At 60.8% G+C, this 17747-nt stretch carries 16 protein-coding genes and 5 tRNA genes; 10 read left to right on the plus strand and 11 right to left on the minus strand.

From position 1 onward, the window contains the following. Positions 1–69 precede the first annotated feature (69 nt). The 3 genes from glgB (at position 70) to msrB (ending at position 4858) form a co-directional block, all read left to right on the plus strand. Positions 70–2247 (plus strand): 1,4-alpha-glucan branching protein GlgB, encoded by a 2178-nt coding sequence (gene glgB / locus OKC31_RS06345; RefSeq protein ID WP_270656548.1) that lies wholly within the window; start codon positions 70–72, stop codon positions 2245–2247. Further along, complete coding sequence (glgX, locus tag OKC31_RS06350; protein ID WP_270656549.1) at positions 2247–4403, plus strand: glycogen debranching protein GlgX; 2157 nt, start codon at positions 2247–2249, stop codon at positions 4401–4403. The genes glgB and glgX overlap by 1 nt, the downstream gene beginning before the upstream one ends. A 68-nt stretch (positions 4404–4471) precedes the next feature. Beyond that, positions 4472–4858, plus strand: a complete 387-nt coding sequence (msrB, locus tag OKC31_RS06355; protein WP_040068248.1) for a peptide-methionine (R)-S-oxide reductase MsrB — start codon at positions 4472–4474, stop codon at positions 4856–4858. Between the two features lie 73 nt (positions 4859–4931). Here msrB and chrA read toward each other — a convergent pair whose 3' ends face one another. Both chrA and OKC31_RS06365 read right to left on the minus strand, forming a co-directional pair. Beyond that, the gene (gene chrA, locus OKC31_RS06360) at positions 4932–6098 is read right to left on the minus strand and encodes a chromate efflux transporter (protein ID WP_270656550.1); all 1167 of its coding nucleotides are present in this window, start codon (positions 6096–6098) and stop codon (positions 4932–4934) included. 58 nt (positions 6099–6156) lie between these two features. Then, positions 6157–6612, minus strand: coding sequence for a nucleotide triphosphate diphosphatase NUDT15 (locus tag OKC31_RS06365; RefSeq protein WP_270656551.1), 456 nt, complete (start codon positions 6610–6612; stop codon positions 6157–6159). Between the two features lie 206 nt (positions 6613–6818). On the opposite strand from OKC31_RS06365, the gene OKC31_RS06370 reads away from it, so the two are divergent. Both OKC31_RS06370 and OKC31_RS06375 read left to right on the plus strand, forming a co-directional pair. Next, positions 6819–7034, plus strand: coding sequence for a hypothetical protein (locus OKC31_RS06370; protein WP_247823468.1), 216 nt, complete (start codon positions 6819–6821; stop codon positions 7032–7034). A gap of 157 nt (positions 7035–7191) precedes the next feature. Further along, entirely contained in the window at positions 7192–7509 is a 318-nt protein-coding gene (locus OKC31_RS06375) for a hypothetical protein (protein ID WP_005343224.1), read from the plus strand. A 136-nt stretch (positions 7510–7645) separates the two neighbouring features. Here the strand turns inward: OKC31_RS06375 and OKC31_RS06380 are convergent, their stop codons facing one another. Both OKC31_RS06380 and OKC31_RS06385 read right to left on the minus strand, forming a co-directional pair. Next, the gene (locus OKC31_RS06380) at positions 7646–8122 is read right to left on the minus strand and encodes an Lrp/AsnC family transcriptional regulator (protein ID WP_005304871.1); all 477 of its coding nucleotides are present in this window, start codon (positions 8120–8122) and stop codon (positions 7646–7648) included. 310 nt (positions 8123–8432) lie between these two features. Continuing rightward, on the minus strand, positions 8433–9056 hold the full coding sequence (locus tag OKC31_RS06385) for a helix-turn-helix transcriptional regulator (protein ID WP_216979485.1): 624 nt from the start codon (positions 9054–9056) through the stop codon (positions 8433–8435). A 106-nt stretch (positions 9057–9162) separates the two neighbouring features. On the opposite strand from OKC31_RS06385, the gene OKC31_RS06390 reads away from it, so the two are divergent. Both OKC31_RS06390 and OKC31_RS06395 read left to right on the plus strand, forming a co-directional pair. Then, positions 9163–10392, plus strand: coding sequence for an MFS transporter (locus OKC31_RS06390; protein WP_270656552.1), 1230 nt, complete (start codon positions 9163–9165; stop codon positions 10390–10392). Positions 10393–10502: 110 nt separating this feature from the next. Beyond that, the gene (locus OKC31_RS06395; RefSeq protein ID WP_216979487.1) at positions 10503–11321 is read left to right on the plus strand and encodes a Cof-type HAD-IIB family hydrolase; all 819 of its coding nucleotides are present in this window, start codon (positions 10503–10505) and stop codon (positions 11319–11321) included. Positions 11322–11372: 51 nt separating this feature from the next. Here OKC31_RS06395 and OKC31_RS06400 read toward each other — a convergent pair whose 3' ends face one another. Further along, positions 11373–11936, minus strand: coding sequence for a DUF2799 domain-containing protein (locus tag OKC31_RS06400; protein WP_107682763.1), 564 nt, complete (start codon positions 11934–11936; stop codon positions 11373–11375). A gap of 207 nt (positions 11937–12143) precedes the next feature. Between OKC31_RS06400 and OKC31_RS06405 the strand changes: the two genes are divergently transcribed. Together OKC31_RS06405 and OKC31_RS06410 are read left to right on the plus strand one after the other, a co-directional pair. Next, positions 12144–12983 (plus strand): isopenicillin N synthase family dioxygenase, encoded by an 840-nt coding sequence (locus OKC31_RS06405; RefSeq protein ID WP_107682764.1) that lies wholly within the window; start codon positions 12144–12146, stop codon positions 12981–12983. A gap of 211 nt (positions 12984–13194) precedes the next feature. Next, entirely contained in the window at positions 13195–14508 is a 1314-nt protein-coding gene (locus OKC31_RS06410) for a sodium-dependent transporter (protein ID WP_201938701.1), read from the plus strand. 3 nt (positions 14509–14511) lie between these two features. On the opposite strand, the gene OKC31_RS06415 is transcribed toward OKC31_RS06410, so the two are convergent. Further along, positions 14512–15231, minus strand: a complete 720-nt coding sequence (locus tag OKC31_RS06415) for a substrate-binding periplasmic protein (RefSeq protein WP_139428561.1) — start codon at positions 15229–15231, stop codon at positions 14512–14514. Positions 15232–15663: 432 nt separating this feature from the next. Here OKC31_RS06415 and OKC31_RS06420 point away from each other — a divergent pair, with 432 nt between their 5' ends. Next, entirely contained in the window at positions 15664–16977 is a 1314-nt protein-coding gene (locus OKC31_RS06420; RefSeq protein WP_247823470.1) for a sodium-dependent transporter, read from the plus strand. Positions 16978–17282: 305 nt separating this feature from the next. Here OKC31_RS06420 and OKC31_RS06425 read toward each other — a convergent pair. The 5 genes from OKC31_RS06425 to OKC31_RS06445 form a co-directional block, all read right to left on the minus strand. Further along, positions 17283–17358 (minus strand) — tRNA-Val (locus tag OKC31_RS06425). A gap of 16 nt (positions 17359–17374) precedes the next feature. Continuing rightward, positions 17375–17450: transfer RNA gene (locus OKC31_RS06430), tRNA-Lys, on the minus strand. Between the two features lie 24 nt (positions 17451–17474). After that, positions 17475–17550: transfer RNA gene (locus tag OKC31_RS06435), tRNA-Val, on the minus strand. Positions 17551–17566: 16 nt separating this feature from the next. Beyond that, positions 17567–17642 (minus strand) — tRNA-Lys (locus OKC31_RS06440). Between the two features lie 24 nt (positions 17643–17666). Further along, a tRNA-Val gene (locus OKC31_RS06445) sits at positions 17667–17742 on the minus strand. Positions 17743–17747 lie beyond the last annotated feature (5 nt).

Consider the following 17747-nt stretch of genomic DNA (forward strand, 5'->3'; position numbering starts at 1 on the left):
ACAGCGTTCTCACCTAAATCCACTCCGGCTTCGGCCGGAGTGGATGCTCTGTCATGAAAGGAAATCTCGATGCTCGTTGAACGTTTGGTTGCTGCCCGCTGTTCCGATCCCTTCTCTCACTTAGGCCTGCAGGCCAATCCGGATGGGCCCGGCCTCAAACTGACCGCCTGGTTGCCTGATGCCGTTGAAGTTCGCGTCAAGGATCTCAAGTCGGGCAAAGTTGTTGCCACCCTGGCGCCCACCGATGAATCGGGTCTTTTTGAAACTGTTTTCACCCGCCGCAAAAACGCCTTCCCCTATCAGCTGATCGCCAGCTACCAAGATGCCACCACCGAGGTCATCGACCCCTATCAGTTTCAGGATGCCGCCTGGGCAGGCCTGGCCGAACTGACCGCCCAGCCGGAAAACCTCTATCATACCCTTGGCGCCCAGCTGCGCACCGTGGAGCATCTTGGCCAGCAGGTGGAGGGGGTGCGTTTTGCGGTCTATGCGCCGAGCGCCACCGCCGTGAGCCTCATCGGCGATTTCAACTTCTGGGATGGCCGCCGCCACCCGATGCAGCGCAGCCTCTGCGGTCACTGGGTGCTGTTTGTGCCGGGCCTCAAGGCCGGGGATCGCTACAAGTTCGAGCTCAAGGATCCCATGGGCAACCGGCTGCCCCACAAGAGCGATCCGGTCGGTTTCTACTGCGAGCAGTATCCGTCGTTCGCCTCCGTGGTCTATGACCACGCCCAGTACCAGTGGCAGGATGCCGAGTGGATTGCCAGCCAGCACAATGACAAGCGCGAGCAGCCGCTCTCCATCTATGAGCTGCACGTCGGCTCCTGGAAACGCCACCCCAACGGCGACAGCCTGAGCTGGCGCGAGCTGGCAGTGGAGCTGGTCGCCTACGTCAAGGAGATGGAGTACACCCACATCGAGCTGCTGCCGGTCTCCGAGCATCCCTTCAGCGGCTCCTGGGGCTACCAGCCGGTGGGCATGTTCTCCCCCACCAGCCGCTACGGCACCGCCGATGATTTCAAATACTTCGTCGACCAGTGCCACCAGGCCGGGATCGGCATCATTCTGGACTGGGTGCCCGCCCACTTCCCGTCCGATGCCCACGGACTGGCCCGTTTCGACGGCACCCCGCTCTACGAATATGAAGATCCGCGCCGTGGCTGGCACCCGGACTGGAACTCCTACATCTACGACTTTGGCCGCGACACAGTGCGCCAGTTCCTGGTGGCGAGCGCCCTGTTCTGGCTCGACAAGTTCCACATCGACGGCCTCCGGGTGGATGCGGTCGCCTCCATGCTCTATCTGGACTACTCCCGCAACGCCGGTGAGTGGGTACCGAACGTCGATGGCGGCAACCACAACTACGAGGCGATCAGCCTGCTCAAGTGGACCAACGAGGAGGTCTACGGCAAGTATCCCCACGCCATGACCATAGCCGAAGAGTCCACCGCCTTTGCCGGCGTCTCCCGCCCCACCTTCCTCGGCGGCCTCGGCTTTGGCTTCAAGTGGAATATGGGCTGGATGCACGACACCCTCACCTACATGCAGAAAGAGCCGATCCACCGCCGCTACCACCACAACGACATGACCTTCTCCATGGTTTACCACTATGACGAGAACTTCATCCTGTCGCTCTCCCACGACGAGGTGGTGCACGGCAAGCACTCCATGCTCTACAAGATGCCGGGGGACGAGTGGCAGCAAGCCGCCAACCTGCGTGCCTACATGGGCTTCATGTACGCCCACCCGGGCAAGAAGCTCAACTTCATGGGCACCGAAATCGCCCAAAGCAACGAGTGGAACCACGACGCCCAGCTGCCGTGGCACCTGCTGCAATATCCCAAGCATGCCGGTCAGCAGCGGCTGATCCACGATCTCAACCACCTCTACCGTCATGAGCCTGCCTTGTATCAGGCCGATTATGAGCAGACCGGCTTCCGCTGGCTGGATCACAACGATGCCGACAACAGCATCTTTGCCTGGCTGCGGGCGGACAAAGAGGGCAAGCAGGCTATTGTGGTGGCTTGCAACTTCACCCCGGTGCCTCGTCTCGAATATCGGATCGGCGTCCCAGCGGCGGGCCACTATCGGGTGGTGCTCAACACCGACAGCGAGTATTACTGGGGCAGTAACTATGATGTAGGTCTGGTGTTCGCTGCCGAGCCGACCCCCTGGCAGGGGATGGCACACAGCATAGTGCTGGATCTGCCGCCGCTGGCGACCTTGTTTATCAAACAGGAGTCTTGATGCTTGTAATGGAAAAAGGGGTGGGCCACCCGCTGGGGGCCCGCCTTGACGAGAACGGTTGCCACTTCTGCGTCTGGGCCCCCCAGTCGGACAAGGTGGAGATCTGCCTGTACGACGAGCAGGAGCAGGAACTGATGCGGCTGGAGTTGCCCAGCCGCCGTGGCCAGTATCGCTTTGGCTACGTGCGCGGTGTAAAGGCCGGTCAGCGCTACGGCTATCGGGTCTATGGCACCCCGCAGGAGGGGATGCTGTTCGATCCGCAAAAACTGCTGATTGACCCCTACGCCAGGGCGCTCAGTCGTCCCACCTACTGGGATGAAGCCCTCTATCAGGGGGACAGTGCCGGGATGATTGCCAAGTCGGTGGTAGTGGATGACCGTTTTGACTGGCAAGGGGTTGGCAAACCCGGGATCAGCCCGGCCCGCACCATTATCTACGAGACCCACGTCAAGGGCTTTACCAAGCAGCATCCGGGGATCCCAAAAGCGCTGCAGGGCACCTACCTTGGCATCTGTCACCCGCTGGTTATCGAGCACATGAAGAGCCTCGGTATCACCTCGGTGCAGCTGATGCCGGTGGCCGCCTTCATGTCGGAACCGCGACTGGAACAGCTGGGACTCACCAACTACTGGGGCTACAACCCCATCGCCTTCTTCGCCCCGGAGCCGCGCTACAGCACCAGGGCGGACGAGGCGGTGACCGAGTTCAAGACCATGGTGCGCGAGCTGCACCGGGCCGGGCTCGAGGTGATCCTGGATGTGGTCTACAACCACACTGCCGCCTCGGGCTTCGACGGCCCCACCCTCTCGTTCAAGGGCTTTGACAACGCCGGTTACTACGCCTTCGAAGCGGGCCCCCACGGCCCCGACTACACCCGTCACGCCAACGTGACCGGTTGTGGCAACAGCGTCAATCTGGATCACCCCAACACCCTGCGGTTGGTGCTCGATGCCCTGCGCTACTGGGTCACCGAGATGCAGGTGGATGGCTTCCGTTTCGATCTGGCGGTGACGCTGGCGCGGGAAGCGGGAGAGTTCGAGCCCATGGGCGCCTTCTTCAAGGCCGTGATGGCCGACCCTGTGCTGTCACAGGTCAAGCTCATCGCCGAACCCTGGGATATCGGCCCCTTCGGCTACCGGCTGGGTCAATTCCCGAGCCAGTGGCAGGAGATCAACGACCGCTACCGCGACACGGTGCGCGCCTTCTGGCGCGGTGATGCGGGCAAGATGGGGGACTTCGCCACTCGTCTGGTGGGTTCGCGGGATATTTTCCCGAAGAACTGGCGCTCCCCCCACACCAGCGTCAACTACCTCTGCTATCACGACGGTTTCACCCTGGAGGATCTGGTCTCCTACAACCAGCGCCACAATCAGGCCAACGGTGAAGACAATCGGGATGGTCACGGCAACAACCTCTCCTATAACCACGGAGTAGAGGGGCCGACCCTGGATCCGCGGGTCAACAGCCTGCGCCAGCAGCAGAAGCGCAATCTGATTGCCACTCTGCTGCTCTCCCAAGGCACTCCCCACTTCCTCGCCGGCGACGAGATGGGCCGCAGCCAGCTTGGCAACAACAACGCCTACTGTCAGGACAACCAGATCAGCTGGGTCAACTGGCAGTGGCGGCCGGAGGATGAGCGGCTGTTCGCCTTCACCCAGCAGATGATGGCGCTGCGGGCGGAGTCCTGCGTCTTCTCCAACCTGCAGCTGAGCGACGACAGTTGGAATGGCACCCCGTCCAGCTGCCATCAGGTCAACTGGTATCACCCGGACGGCCACCAGCTCACCGATCAGGATTGGCACGCCCCCATGGGGCAGGCGTTCGCCATGGATATCGGCATGATCAACTGTGTCGGCGAGCGCTGGTACGTGCTGTTCAACGCCAGCGATTACGATATCCAGTTCCGCCTGCCCCCGCCGGGGGAAGGGCTGGAGTGGATCCAGACCATCGACACCGCCACCAACGATGGGCTTCCCTTCCTGCCCGATGACATCAAACGGCAGGTGGCGGTCGGCAGGGCCCACTCCCTCAAACTGCTGGAGCGAGTGGCGCTGGCCAGCACGGCGGAGGATGCCCAGCCACCGCAGCAGGAAATTCTCCCTGCATCCGATGAGGAGATGGTTGCCACCTCGATCACAGATACAGGCAAAGCATAAGAGGCATGCTGGAGTCAGCTTTACGGAGCCGCTATGCTGGGCTCCGGTATGGATGGCAAGGAGTCGGTATGAGCAGTAACAATCCGGAACAGTGGCGCAGCAAACTGACCGCCGAGCAGTTTCACGTCTGCTGGGAGAAGGGCACCGAACGCCCCTACAGCGGCGCCCTGCTCCACAATCGCAAGAGCGGCGACTACCTCTGTGTCTGCTGCAAGAGCGTGCTGTTTCACTCAGGAGCCAAGTTTGATTCCGGCTGCGGCTGGCCCTCGTTCGACAAGGCCATCGAGGGGACGGTGGAGTACACCGAAGACAACAGCCACGGCATGAAGCGAGTGGAGATCACCTGCCGCCAGTGCGGCTCTCACCTCGGTCACGTCTTCCCCGACGGACCGACCGAGACAGGCCAGCGCTACTGCGTCAACAGCCTGAGTCTGGATTTCGATCCCGACGCTTAAACGGCTGACCCATTGCAATAAAAACGGCGCTTCCATCACGGAGGCGCCGTTTTTTATCGGGATTTCACCGCGTTCACGCCAGCAGGATAGCAGCCATAACCAGCAGGGCCGCAATGGCCGGTATCGGCAGCTTCACCACCCGCAGCAGATAAAAGCCGATGGCCGCCAGCGCCAGATCGCTCGGAACCAGCACTGCACTCTGCCACACCGGCTGATAGAGCGCCGCCAGCAACAAGCCCACCACGGCAGCATTGATGCCGGTGACTGCCCCCGCCAGACGGGGCCGGGCCAGCCACTGTTGCCAGCAGGGGCCTACCGCCCAGAGCAGCAGAAATCCGGGCACAAAGAGCGCCAGGGTCGCCAACAGGGCCCCGATCAGCGGCATCTCGGGCAGCAGTTGGGCGCCAAGATAGGTGGCAAGGGTAAACATGGGGCCCGGCACCAACTGGGCCAGGCTGTAACCGGTCAGAAACTGCTGCTCGTTGAGAGTGTGTCCCACGCTCTCTTGCAGTAGCGGCAACACCACATGGCCACCGCCAAACACCAGACTACCGGCGCGATAGAAGTCGGCAACCAGCTGGCCAAGCGGGCTACCGAGCAGCGGCAGACCGATAAAAAGGATGCCAAACATCAGCAGGGTAGGCCAATGAGGCTGACTGCTGGCGGCAGAAGGCAGCTCGGCGGAGGCTGGGCGACTACCCGCCCCGCGCTGGCTGCGGGCGCAGATCAGCGCCGCTCCCGCCAGCATCAACAGTTGAGTCATCAGACCGGGCTGCCACCAGAGTGCAGCAGCGGTCACCACCATAATCCCTTGGGTCATTCCCGTGGCACAGAACTGACGACTCATGGTGAGCACCGCATCGGCCACCACGATAAGCGCCAGCAGTTTAAGGCCATGCAGCGCCGCATCGAGCCACAGATTGCTGCCCAGCTGGCCGATGCCGATCGCAGCCGCCAGTAGCAGAAGAAATGAGGGCAGCGTGAAGCCGACAAACGCAGAGAGCGCCCCGCCCAGACCGGCGCGATGACGACCGATGGCGAAACCAAGCTGGCTGGAGGCGGGCCCCGGCAGCAGTTGGCACAGCGCCAGCAGGCGGGCAAATTCGGCCTGTGTCAGCCAGCCTAGCCGCTGGACGAAGGTGCGCTGGAAATAGCCGATATGAGCGGCCGGACCACCAAAGCAGATGCATCCCAGCCATAAAAACTGAATAAATACCTGTCCCACGCTCTTCACCCTCATCCCTCTTCTCCCGATAGAGAGGGGATATTATGACAGCGCGATGATCGTTTTATGACAATCAGGCTGATTCGGCCGACACCATGGGCACATCACCCGGCAGATAGCAGCGTCCCGCCAGCCAGCAGGCGATGGACTGACGGCTGGCATCGAAATGGGGCTCTGGCAACTCGCGCGGATCGCACCAGACCCAGCCTTCGCACTTCTCCGGTTCCAGCAGTTGCGGCTCGCCATCGGCCCGGGCGTACAGTGTCACCGAGATATAGTGCAGCCCGCTCTCGCGCCAGGTCTCCAGATTGTTGGTCACCGCCACAACCTCGGGCCCGTGGATCTCCAGTCCGGTCTCCTCGGCCACCTCGCGGATCGCCGCCGACTCGAAGCTCTCCCCCAACTCCAGATGACCACCCGGGATCGACCAGTAGGGGGCATGGCTCCCTTTGCGCTTGCCAAGCAGCACCTGGCCTTGGACGTTGGTCAGGATAACGCCGACCCCGACGCGGGGATAGAGAGTGGACATGAAAACGCTCCTTCAATCAGGCAGTAAAACGGCCCCACCTTAGGCCTAAGAAGTGCACAGGGCAAGCCCCGGCTGCACGGCACCTGCGCCTGTCGGTGACCCCTCCCCTTGCCCCTTAACCGGTTATCACTGATGCTGGGGAGTGAAGCCCGGATGGAGAGGTCATCCCCATCCTCTCAGTCCCCCATCACCCCGAGGAGTCCGCCATGAAAAAATTGCTCCCCCTGTGCGCCCTGCTGCTCACGGCTTGCCAAACCACGCCGCCCCCCAACTCGCTCGCCATCGATGATGCTGACGCCTGGCAGGCCATTTGCAAAGATGGCACCCGGGTTCGCGCCGTGGTGGCAGAGGGGATCTGTGGGGATCATCGCGGGGTAGCCATGTGGACGAATAAGCCAAGAGCTGAACGGATGGCAGAATAAGCCGCCAAATAGTGTGATCCAGGCACCATAAAATGACACTACCGGCCAATTGGCCGGATTTTTTCGCGATCTCGCCAGCACTTTGCCACCTTGTTCATGGTGCGCTCAGTTTTCTGTTCCCATACTGGCCCTACAGTTCCAAAAGAGGAGAGACAAGATGCAAACATCCATCGTCGGGCTCTCCATTCTGTGGGGGCTAGCCAGTTTTGGTGTTCAGGGGGATTTCATCGAGAGCCGTGATTCCGTTGCGCCATCCTGGCAAGCCGAGTCCAGAGTGGAGATGGAAGGTTATCTGATTGAATCGCTTGGCGAAGATCGCTGGCTGTTCGACAACGGCAGCGAGAGCCTGCTGGTCTCCCTGCCCGAGGGGCAGTGGGTGCCGACCGGCGAGCGGCTGCGAGTCAGCGGTGAACCGCAGCAGGAGCAGAGCGGCTGGCTGCTGCAGGTGGAAGACATCAGCCAGGTCAGCGTCTGACCACGGCAGTCGCCATTCCCCGTCACCGCGACAGCTAATCCAGACCCGATAACCACTACCGAATAACCAAGAGCGAATAGCAAAAGAGGAGGCCACTGGCCTCCTCTTTCTGTTTATATAAGCGGTTTGCGCGGGCTCACCCCAGATGGTTGAGCGGCAGCGCCGTCTTGTGCTTGATGCGGCGCAGCACGAAGCTGGAGCGCACCCCGGTCACCCCCGGAATATGGGTCAGCTTGTCCAGCAGGAAGTGCTGGTAGTGCTCCATGTCGCGCACCACCACCTTGAGTTGGTAGTCGGCATCATTGCCGGTGATGAGGTCACACTCCAGCACTTCGGGCAGTTCGCTGATGGCGCGATCGAAGTTTTCGAACCGCTCGGGCGTGTGTCTGTCCATGGAAATGTGAATGTAGGCGGTGAGGGTGAGGCCAAGCTGGCGGGCGTTGAGCAGAGTAACGTGGGTGTCGATGAGACCGGCATCCTCCAGCGCCTTGACCCGGCGGGAGCAGGGGGACGGCGAGAGCCCGACCAACTCGGCCAGTTCCAGATTGCTGATGCGGCCATTCTCCTGCATCAGCTCGAGAATATGTCTGTCTATGCGATCAAGTTTCAGCATTTACCTTCCTCGTTGCAATGACTAATCCACTTTTCCTAGATTAAGGGTGAACTATTGCAAAAACAACCGAAATAAGTGGTTACTTTGCAACCACTCACCGGCACGGGAGGGATACTATGGTTACATCTTCCGGTGGCAAAGCAGATACCTGACCGGGTCTCTGCGGTGAAGGACCTTACCGGGTCAAGAGCCCCATCAGCCGTCTTACCTTATCGGGAAACGACGGGCTGGAACGAGAGAACCTCCTCCCCGAAGGCAACAAAGCAGGCATCCCGGCGCCTGCTTTGTTGTTTTTGGGCGTTTGACGAAATCAGAGCGCGGGCGGCGTGATGCGATAGAGGCAGCGATGCGCCCCCTCCAGCAAATATTGCTCCCGCTCCACCGTCGCCGGCGCCAGCAGCTGGCGAAACAGCGCCAGTTCGCTGCGACAGAAACCGCGGCAGGTGCGCGCCGCCGCACAGATGGGACAGTGGCTCTCCCACAGCAGCCAGCTGCCATCCTCTTCGCGGCGGATCTCCGCCATATAGCCCTCGCGGCTGCGCAGCTCCTTGAGCGCCGCCAACCGGCCAGAGAGGCCATGGGACCCCAGCGCCTCCTGATAGCGAGCAAGCATCTGCAGCTCCCGCTGCTGGATCAGCCGCTCCATCCCCTCCTCGCCAAACAGCTCGCGCACGTTGTCGATCAGCTGCACGGTCAGGTCGCTATGGCTATCGGGGAAGCGCTGCCAGGCCTGCTCGGTGAGCTGCCACAGCCGCACGGGACGACCGCGCCCGCGCGCCTCGTCGCTGAATGTGACCCACCCCTCCTGCTCCAGTGCGAGCAGGTGCTGGCGGGCGCCCATGGAGGTCATCTGCAACTGCTCCCCCAGCGCGGCGGCGCTCTGCGGGCCATGGCTCTTGAGCAGAAACAGGATCTTGTCGGTGCTTGCGTTCATGATCTCATTATGGGGAGCGCCCTTTATTAAATCAACAATTCACTTTACTTAATCCCGTCTATGAATCAGCATAAATAAACAAATAACTTTACTTAATGGGTGCAACATGGAGAAACACGGGCACAAAAATCCCCTCTGGGTGCTGGTCATGACGGTCACGCTGGCAGTTGCAGGCTTCAGTCTCCCCTCCCCGGTGTTGGCACCTTTGCTGCTGGATCCGGCGCAGGGGATGCTGACGCCGGAAGCCTCCGACTGGAGCCGCAAGGTGTGGCTGGGGGTCATCATGGGGCTCTATCCCCTGTTCCAGCTGGTGGGCAGTCCCTGGCTCGGTCGCCTCTCCGACCGCTATGGCCGCAAGCCACTGCTGTTGCTCTCGCTGGCGGGGGTTCTGGCAGGCTATGCCCTGATGGCACTCGGTATCGCCTGGCGCTCCCTCCCCCTGCTGCTGCTCAGCCGGATTGTGGAGGGGCTGTGCAACGGCAACATCGCCATCGTGCAGGCGATGGCGGCGGATCTCGCCGGCAAGGAGCACAAGGCGCGCAGCTTCGCCTGGATCAACATCGGCATGAATCTGGGCTGGGTCGTGGGGCCGATGATCGGGGGCTACGCCGCGGTGATCTCGGGGGATTACAGTCTGGCCGCCTGGCTGGCGGTAGGAATGACCCTGCTCAACCTGCTACTGGTCTACTGGCTGATCCCCTATCGTCCGCCGGTGGCGGCCACCCTTCAGGCCGCGACTCTCTCCAGCCGCCAGCTGTTGCTGCAACCGGCCCTGCTCCCCTACTTCGCACTCACCCTGATCAGCTATGGCGCCGTGCAGCTCTATTTCACCTACTTCAACATCTGGCTGGTAGAGCGGCTGGCCTGGGATCCGGCCCAGCTGGCGCAGGCGGCGGTGCTGGTGAGCCTGCCCATGATGGCGGGCTCCTGGCTCGGCTCCCGCATCGCCCGCCACTGGCGCGGCAGCTCCCTCGGGATTGTCGGCCATCTGGTGATGGCGAGCGGCATGCTGCTCTTTATCCTGCCTGTGCACTGGTGGGGGCTGGCACTCACCTTCGTTCCCGCTGGTATCGGCATGAGTCTGGGGGAGCTGGCCACCTCGGTGGCGATCTCCAACCGCAGTCACCCGGAGCAACAGGGGCAGGCGATGGGGCTCTACCGCGCCCTCGCCGTAGGCAGCGAGATCCTGGCGGTGCTGCTCGGCAGTCTGGTGCTGCTGGCCGGTACCGAGTGGCCCTTCTATCTCGCCACCCTCTGCTCCCTTGCCAGTGCCGCCGGTTTCTATCTGCTGCGCCGCCGTGCCGACCGTCGTCAACAGCTGGCCAGCTGCACCTGAGCCACGAAGGGATCACAGTTCGGCGCTTCGGCTGCGGGCAAGACTTGCATCGGGGCGCCGGGTCTGGGACGGTAAGGCTCTTTGCGGATTTGTTCGATGCTGGAGGAGCTATGAGTGAGTACAAGGCCATCGCGCTCGATATGGATGGCACCCTGCTGACCCGGGATCACAAGATCTCGTCGGCCACCCGGGCAGCCCTGGCGCAAGCCCGCGCCCACGGCATCAAGGTGCTGCTGGTCACGGGGCGCCACTACATGACGGCGCGTCCCTTCCACCACGAGCTGGCCCTCGACACCCCCCTCATCTGCAGCAACGGCGCCTATCTCTATGATCCGGTGCAGAACCGGATCATCAGCGGCGACCCGCTGGCGGCTGCCCCGCTTACCGAGCTGCTGGCCGCGGTCGAGGCACAGCAGATGGGCGCCCTGTTCCATCTGAGCGAGGGGATCGGCTACATCGGCTGTGAAGAGCATGTCACCCGCATCCGCCACTGGTCGGCCAATCAGCCGGACCACCTCAAGATCGCCATCCATCCGGTTGAGGAGCTGGCAGGCTGGCTCGACAACCCGGTCTGGAAACTGGAGCTGTTCAATCAGGATCCGGCGCGCCTGCACACCTTTATGGGCGAGGTGGTCGAGCAGATGCCCTTTACCCGCGACTGGGCGGCCCCCTATGCGGTGGAGCTGGTACAGCCCGGTTGCAGCAAGGGCAACCGGCTTGCCCAGTGGGCCGCCAGCGAAGGGATTGAGATGGATCAGGTGGTGGCGTTTGGTGACAACAACAACGACATCAGCATGTTCGAGCAGGTGGGGCTGGCGGTGGCCATGGGCAATGCGGCCCCGCAGATCCAGAGCCATGCCCATCGGGTCACGGCCGACCACAACGAAGATGGTATCGCACTGGCGCTACAGCGCTGGGTACTGCCCTGAGCTGACAAGATGCAACATGGCCAGCACGCGGGCTGGCCATGAAGAGAGGGATTAACCGCCGAAGGAGAACTGGATCACCCGATCCGGATAACGCAGACGGTTGTACTCCCGGCGCAGGGATTCGTAGTGGCGAATGGCCCGATCGCGCTTGGCGCGGTAATAGTCACGCTGCTCCGTGTTGGTTTCGTTGCGGATGCTGCGCTCCAGCGTATCGATATCACGCTCGGTACGCTCCAGCTCGTCGCTGATCTCCCGCAGGCGAGCGGCCAGTTTGTACTCTTCGTAGCCACGCTGATACTGCTTGAGGAAGCTGGCGTCATTGGGGCATACCCCCAGATAGGCCTGCCCCTCCTTGCCCTTGCTGTAAGCCAGCTCGGGAATGCAGTAGAGCTCCAGCCCCTTGTCGTAGCCCCGGTTCCACTCGGCTTCATCCACTTTGAGGCCATATTCGCTGCAAGACGAAACGTAATCGCGGGTCGCCTGACGGGTTTTGCCCTCCGATCCATCCTGATAACCCAGGTTGTACCAACTCATGGTTCGGCACTCATCTTCTGACAGGGCACTGCATCCCGCCAGCAATACCGGCAGGGTCAGCAACAGGATTTTGGGGGACATGGACAGACTCCGGAAAAGATAGTGACCGGCATTCTAGAGAGGATAAAAGGCCATAACAAGGGATTCGCTCCCGTGCGGTCTGGCGCGGTTTATTTGATTTTTTTATCACTATTCAACGCCGTGCCGGACGGGGCGGCCAACCCGCTTTCCTTGTTATCAGGTGCAAGGTAAACTGCGCCATCTTTTAACTGGCGCGCAACAAAAACAATGAAAGTCCTGACCGTCGATTACCGCTCACCCGATGCGGCCCAACGCTTCACCGAATCCCTGCGAACCACCGGCTTTGGCGTGTTGACCAACCACCCTATTCCGAAAGCGCTGGTGCAGTCCATCTACGACAACTGGTATCGCTTCTTCATGAGTGAGCAGAAGCAGGATTTCCTGTTCAACCGCGAGACTCAGGATGGCTACTTCCCGCCGTCGGTCTCCGAGGTGGCCAAGGGCCATAGCCAGAAAGACATCAAGGAGTACTTCCACATCTACCCCTGGGGCCAGATGCCGGAAGAGCTGAAAGAGCAGGCGATGGAGTACTATCGCCTCGCCAACGGTCTGGCCGCAGAGCTGCTGAGCTGGGTCGAGCAGTACACCCCGGCCGATATTGCCGCCAACTACAGCTGCCCGCTCTCCTCGATGATCGAAGAGAGCCAGAAGACCCTGCTGCGGGTGCTGCACTATCCGCCGTTCGATGGCACCGAGGAGCCGGGCGCCATCCGCGCCGCCGCCCACGAGGATATCAACCTGCTCACCATTCTGCCCGCCGCCAACGAGCCGGGGCTGCAGGTGAAGGGCTCCGATGGCGAATGGATGGACGTGCCGTGCGACTTTGGCACCCTCATCATCAACATCGGTGACATGCTGCAGGAGGCCTCTCGCGGCTACTACCCTTCCACCACTCACCGCGTCATCAACCCGACCGGTGGCAGCGCCGCCAAGTCGCGTATCTCCCTGCCGCTGTTCCTCCATCCGCGCCCGGATGTAGTGCTCTCCGAGCGTCATACCGCCCACAGCTACCTGATGGAGCGGCTGCGGGAGCTCGGGGTGATCTAGTCCGCCGACGAGCAGTTGTCAGAGACCAAACCGGAGCAATCTCGCTCCGGTTTTTTATTTGGTGGCAGGATTGGGCTAAAAACAGAATTAAATTAGCCAATCATGCCAATAAATCGCATTTACACCTGATAACCGTCGTAGTGATTGCGTAGTGACCTCCGTAACATGAGCGCCATTCTGCCCTGCCAAGGGGCGCTCGATTGGAGTTCTTATGAAGCAGTCCCAATGGTCATCCCGACTCGGCTACATCCTCGCCGCAGCGGGTTCCGCGGTCGGTATCGGCGCAATCTGGAAATTCCCTTATGTCACCGCCGTCAACGGCGGCGGCGCCTTCCTGCTGGTCTTTCTGCTGTTCAGCTTCACCCTGGGGGTGGCGGTACTGATGGGGGAAACCCTGCTCGGCAGCATGAGTCGCCGCGGGGTAGTCGGAGCCTTCTCCGATCTGCTCGGCAAACAGTGGCGCTGGGTTGGGGTAATGGGAGTGATCTCTACCCTGCTCATCTACTGCTTCTACAGCGTGGTGGGCGGCTGGACCCTGGGTTATACCGGCATGGCCCTCTCCGGTCAGCTCAACCATGGGGATGCGGCTGCTCTCACCGCCCGCTTCAATGACTATGTCAGCGGCGACGTCTGGCCAATCCTCACTCACCTGCTGTTTGCCGCCCTCACCTGGATAGTGGTGCAAGGAGGCATTCAGAAAGGAGTGGAGCGCACCTTGCGCTGGATGATGCCGGCCCTGTTCCTGATGATCCTGATGCTGGTCGCCTTTGGCCTCACCCTGCCGAATGCGATGGCGGGAGTACGTCACTTCCTGATGCCCGACTTCAGCAAGCTGGGGATGTCCGGCGTGCTCGATGCCATGGGGCTGGCCTTCTTCTCCCTCTCTATCGGTCTGGGCATTCACACCACCTACGGCGCCTATCTGCCGACCAGCGAAGGGGTTGGTCGCTCCAGCCTCTGGGTGGTGCTGCTGGCCAGCATGGTGGCGGTACTGGCGGGGCTGATGATTTTCCCGGTGCTGGCCTCGACCGGTATCGACCCGGCCTCTGGCCCCGGTCTCACCTTTATGACCATGCCGGCGGTGTTTCAGCTGCTGCCCTTCGGTCAGGTACTTGAGGTGATCTTCTTCGCCCTGCTGGTCTTTGCGGCACTCTCCTCGGCCATCTCCCTGCTGGAGCATTTGCAGTGCTTCCTGTGCGAGACCTGGGGCTGGTCACGCCGCACGGCCTGCAGCGCCATCACTGGATTCGTCATGGTTAGCGGTGTTCCGGTCAGCCTGTCGTTTGGCCCGCTGCAACACGCCACCCTGTTTGGCAAAACCATCTTCGAGCTGCTGGACTTTGTCACCTCCAACCTGATGATGCCGCTGTTCGGCCTGATGCTGACGCTGCTGCTGGGCTGGAAGCTGGGACGCAAGGCGCTGCCGCAGGGGATTGCCAGCCACTGGCATCACTTGCTGATGAACTGCTGGCGCTGGATTGCCCCCTTGCTGATCGGCGGGATCTTGATTCGCGGTCTGGTGTGACGGTTACTCTTCGCGGGTGGGCTCATCGGCCCGCCCCTGGGCGGCTCTGACGGCCTCCAGGGCATGCTGCCAACGGGTGATCTCGGCATCATCCGTTCCCTTGGAGAAGACGATATAGAGACCGGCCTGATGGAGCAGCACGCCACTGCTGACGATGCTGCGCCGGGATAACCCCATCTTGTCGAGGGTGGCCTCCATCACCAGCTCCGCCATCGGCAAGGCATCGATCTTGCCCAGCATCAGCCGCTCTATCGCCTCCCCGACTGTCTTGTAGCGCACCAGATTGGTGTAGCCCTCATGGGTCAGCCGCACATCATCGGCATTGCCCAGCACGACCCCCACTCTGGGCAGATCTCGCAACTGTGCCAGCGAGGTCAGCGGGTGGCGACTATCCGGCGCCTGATAGATAAAGACCCGATTGATAAAGAGCGGGCCAACCCATTTGAAATGAGACTCCCGCTCCGGGAGCCGCTGTACCACGAACAGTCCATAGCCGGGCTCGACCCGTGCCAGCGCCAGCGCCCGCTTGAGCGGGTAAATCCGCACCGGATAGCGGGTGCCAAGCTCCTCCTGCACCTCATCGATCAAACGAATGGCGAATCCGTCGAGCTTGCCGTCGCGGTATTCGGTAAAGGGGGGTAAGTCGTGACTCAGCAGGGTTAATGCGGGCTGCGCCGACACACTCAGGCTGATCAGCAACCAGGGCAGCACCATCCATCTCATACGACATCCTGTCTCATCGTTGTTCCCGTCAGCGCCATGTAGCTGTCACTAGTTCCAGAAGAAGCTACGTCGATTATCGCCCAGTAAATAGCCACAAGGTAGAAAAGATACGGCCCGGCGAGGTTTTCCCCCATTGAGTTGTACGTATAGCCAGAGTGGTGACAACGGCACACATAAAAAATTTTTGATTTTATGTGTCAATTATTCTTTCCATGGTTTAGGCTGTTTCCTCATTCATTAGTCAGGTTGTCACCTCATGTCTGCCATCCTCGTGCTGTTTGGTCGATTTTTTAGCTCGCAAGAGAGGTGACCTTGCACGCACAGTTTTTCTGAATGTTCATTGCAAAGGTCGCCTCAGGCGGCCTTTTTTATGGTCTGTCGTTTATTGCTACTCAGGAGTATTGCTTCGATGTCGTGTTACCCGGAGGTTGTATGAGCCAGGTTCAGTGGTCTTCCCGTCTCGGTCATGTGCTGGCCGCAGCAGGCACAGCGATTGGCCTTGGTGCCATCTGGAAGTTTCCCTATGTGACCGCCACCAATGGCGGTGGTGCCTTTCTGCTGGTGTTTCTGCTGTTCAGCTTCACCTTGGGGGTAGCAGTACAGGTCGGCGAAACCCTGCTCGGCAGCCATAGCCAGCGCGGGGTGCTCGGCGCTTTTCGCAAACTGGTGGGGCCGAACTGGCGCTGGATGGGGTATATGGGGATCGCCTGCGGCTTCTTTATCTACAGCTTCTACAGCGTGGTAGGCGGCTGGACCGTGGGTTACGCCGCGCTGGCGATGGCTGGCAAGCTCAACCTGAGCGAGGGGAGCGCCCTCACCGCCCTGTTCAACGGCTATGTCAGCAACCCCTGGTGGCCGGTGCTGACCCATCTGATCTTCGCAGGCCTGACCTGGTGGTTCGTGCAGGGGGGTATTCAGAAAGGGGTTGAGCGGGCACTGCGCTGGATGATGCCCGCGCTCTTCATCATGATGTTGCTGCTGGTGGGGGTCGGTCTCTCCATGCCGGGCTCCATGGCGGGTGTGCGCCAGCTGCTGCTGCCGGACTTCTCCATGCTGACCGGCCAGAGCGTGCTGGACGCGCTGGGGCTGGCTTTCTTTTCCCTCTCTATCGGGCTCGGGGTACACACGACCTATGGCGCCTACCTGCCCAATAGCGAAGGGGTGCTGCGCTCCGGCGTCTGGGTCGTGACGCTGGCAAGCCTTATCTCGGTGCTGGCGGGCTTGATGATCTTCCCGGCACTTGCCTCCACCGGCATCGATCCCACCGCGGGCCCAGGGCTCACCTTTATGACCATGCCTGCCGTGTTCAGTCATCTGCCGTTCGGTCAGGGGCTGGGGGTGGTCTTCTTCCTGTTGCTGCTGGTGGCCGCGCTCTCCTCCTCTATCTCCATGCTTGAGCATCTGGTGCGCTTCACCACCGAGGAGTGGAGCTGGTCGCGTCGTGGCGCCTGCTGGGTGTTGACCCTGCTCATCATGGCCTCCGGCATTCCAGTGAGTCTGTCGTTCGGCCCCTGGAGTGATCTGACCCTATTTGGCAAGACCATCTTCGAGTTGCTCGACTATCTGACCTCCAACCTGATGATGCCGCTGTTTGGTCTGGTACTGACCCTGCTGCTGGGCTGGCGATTGGGTGATGCCATATTGCCTGCGGGCCTGTCACCCACCCTGCGTCTGGCGCTGCTCTGGTGCTGGCGCGTGGTGGCGCCGCTGCTGATCAGCGGGATCCTGATCCGCGGGATCATGTAGCACCTTGCGCATCTTTGCGGGCAGGCCTTGGTCTGCCCTTTTTATTGCTGGCGTTTACTTTATTACAGGCATTCATATGAGCAGCATCACGATGGACAGGAGTGCAGTCGGGCAATCTCGGAAGAGCAGGATGAAGAAGGATCGGAGTGGCAGAGTGGCAGAGTGGCACAATAAGAGGTGGCGTTCGGCTCGCCACAACGGCAACAGAAGACGCTGGAGTACTGAATTGCGGGCAAAAAAAATCCCCATCTGAGTGGGGACTTTCTCTGCAACCACAGCTGATATCTCAGCTTCGCTTGCGAATATGGTGGTCGTTACTGGGATCGAACCAGTGACCCCCTCCTTGTAAGGGAGGTGCTCTCCCAGCTGAGCTAAACGACCTGGGATTCTGAAATGATGGTGGGTCGTGCTGGATTCGAACCAGCGACCAATTGATTAAAAGTCAACTGCTCTACCGACTGAGCTAACGACCCATCTAAATCATTTTTTTTACAAACTGGTGGTCGTTACTGGGATCGAACCAGTGACCCCCTCCTTGTAAGGGAGGTGCTCTCCCAGCTGAGCTAAACGACCTGGGATTCTGAAATGATGGTGGGTCGTGCTGGATTCGAACCAGCGACCAATTGATTAAAAGTCAACTGCTCTACCGACTGAGCTAACGACCCATCTAAATCATTTTTTTTACAAACTGGTGGTCGTTACTGGGATCGAACCAGTGACCCCCTCCTTGTAAGGGAGGTGCTCTCCCAGCTGAGCTAAACGACCTGGGA

It is taken from the genome of Aeromonas sp. Y293-4 (genome assembly GCF_027705905.1).
Classification (GTDB): domain Bacteria; phylum Pseudomonadota; class Gammaproteobacteria; order Enterobacterales; family Aeromonadaceae; genus Aeromonas; species Aeromonas veronii.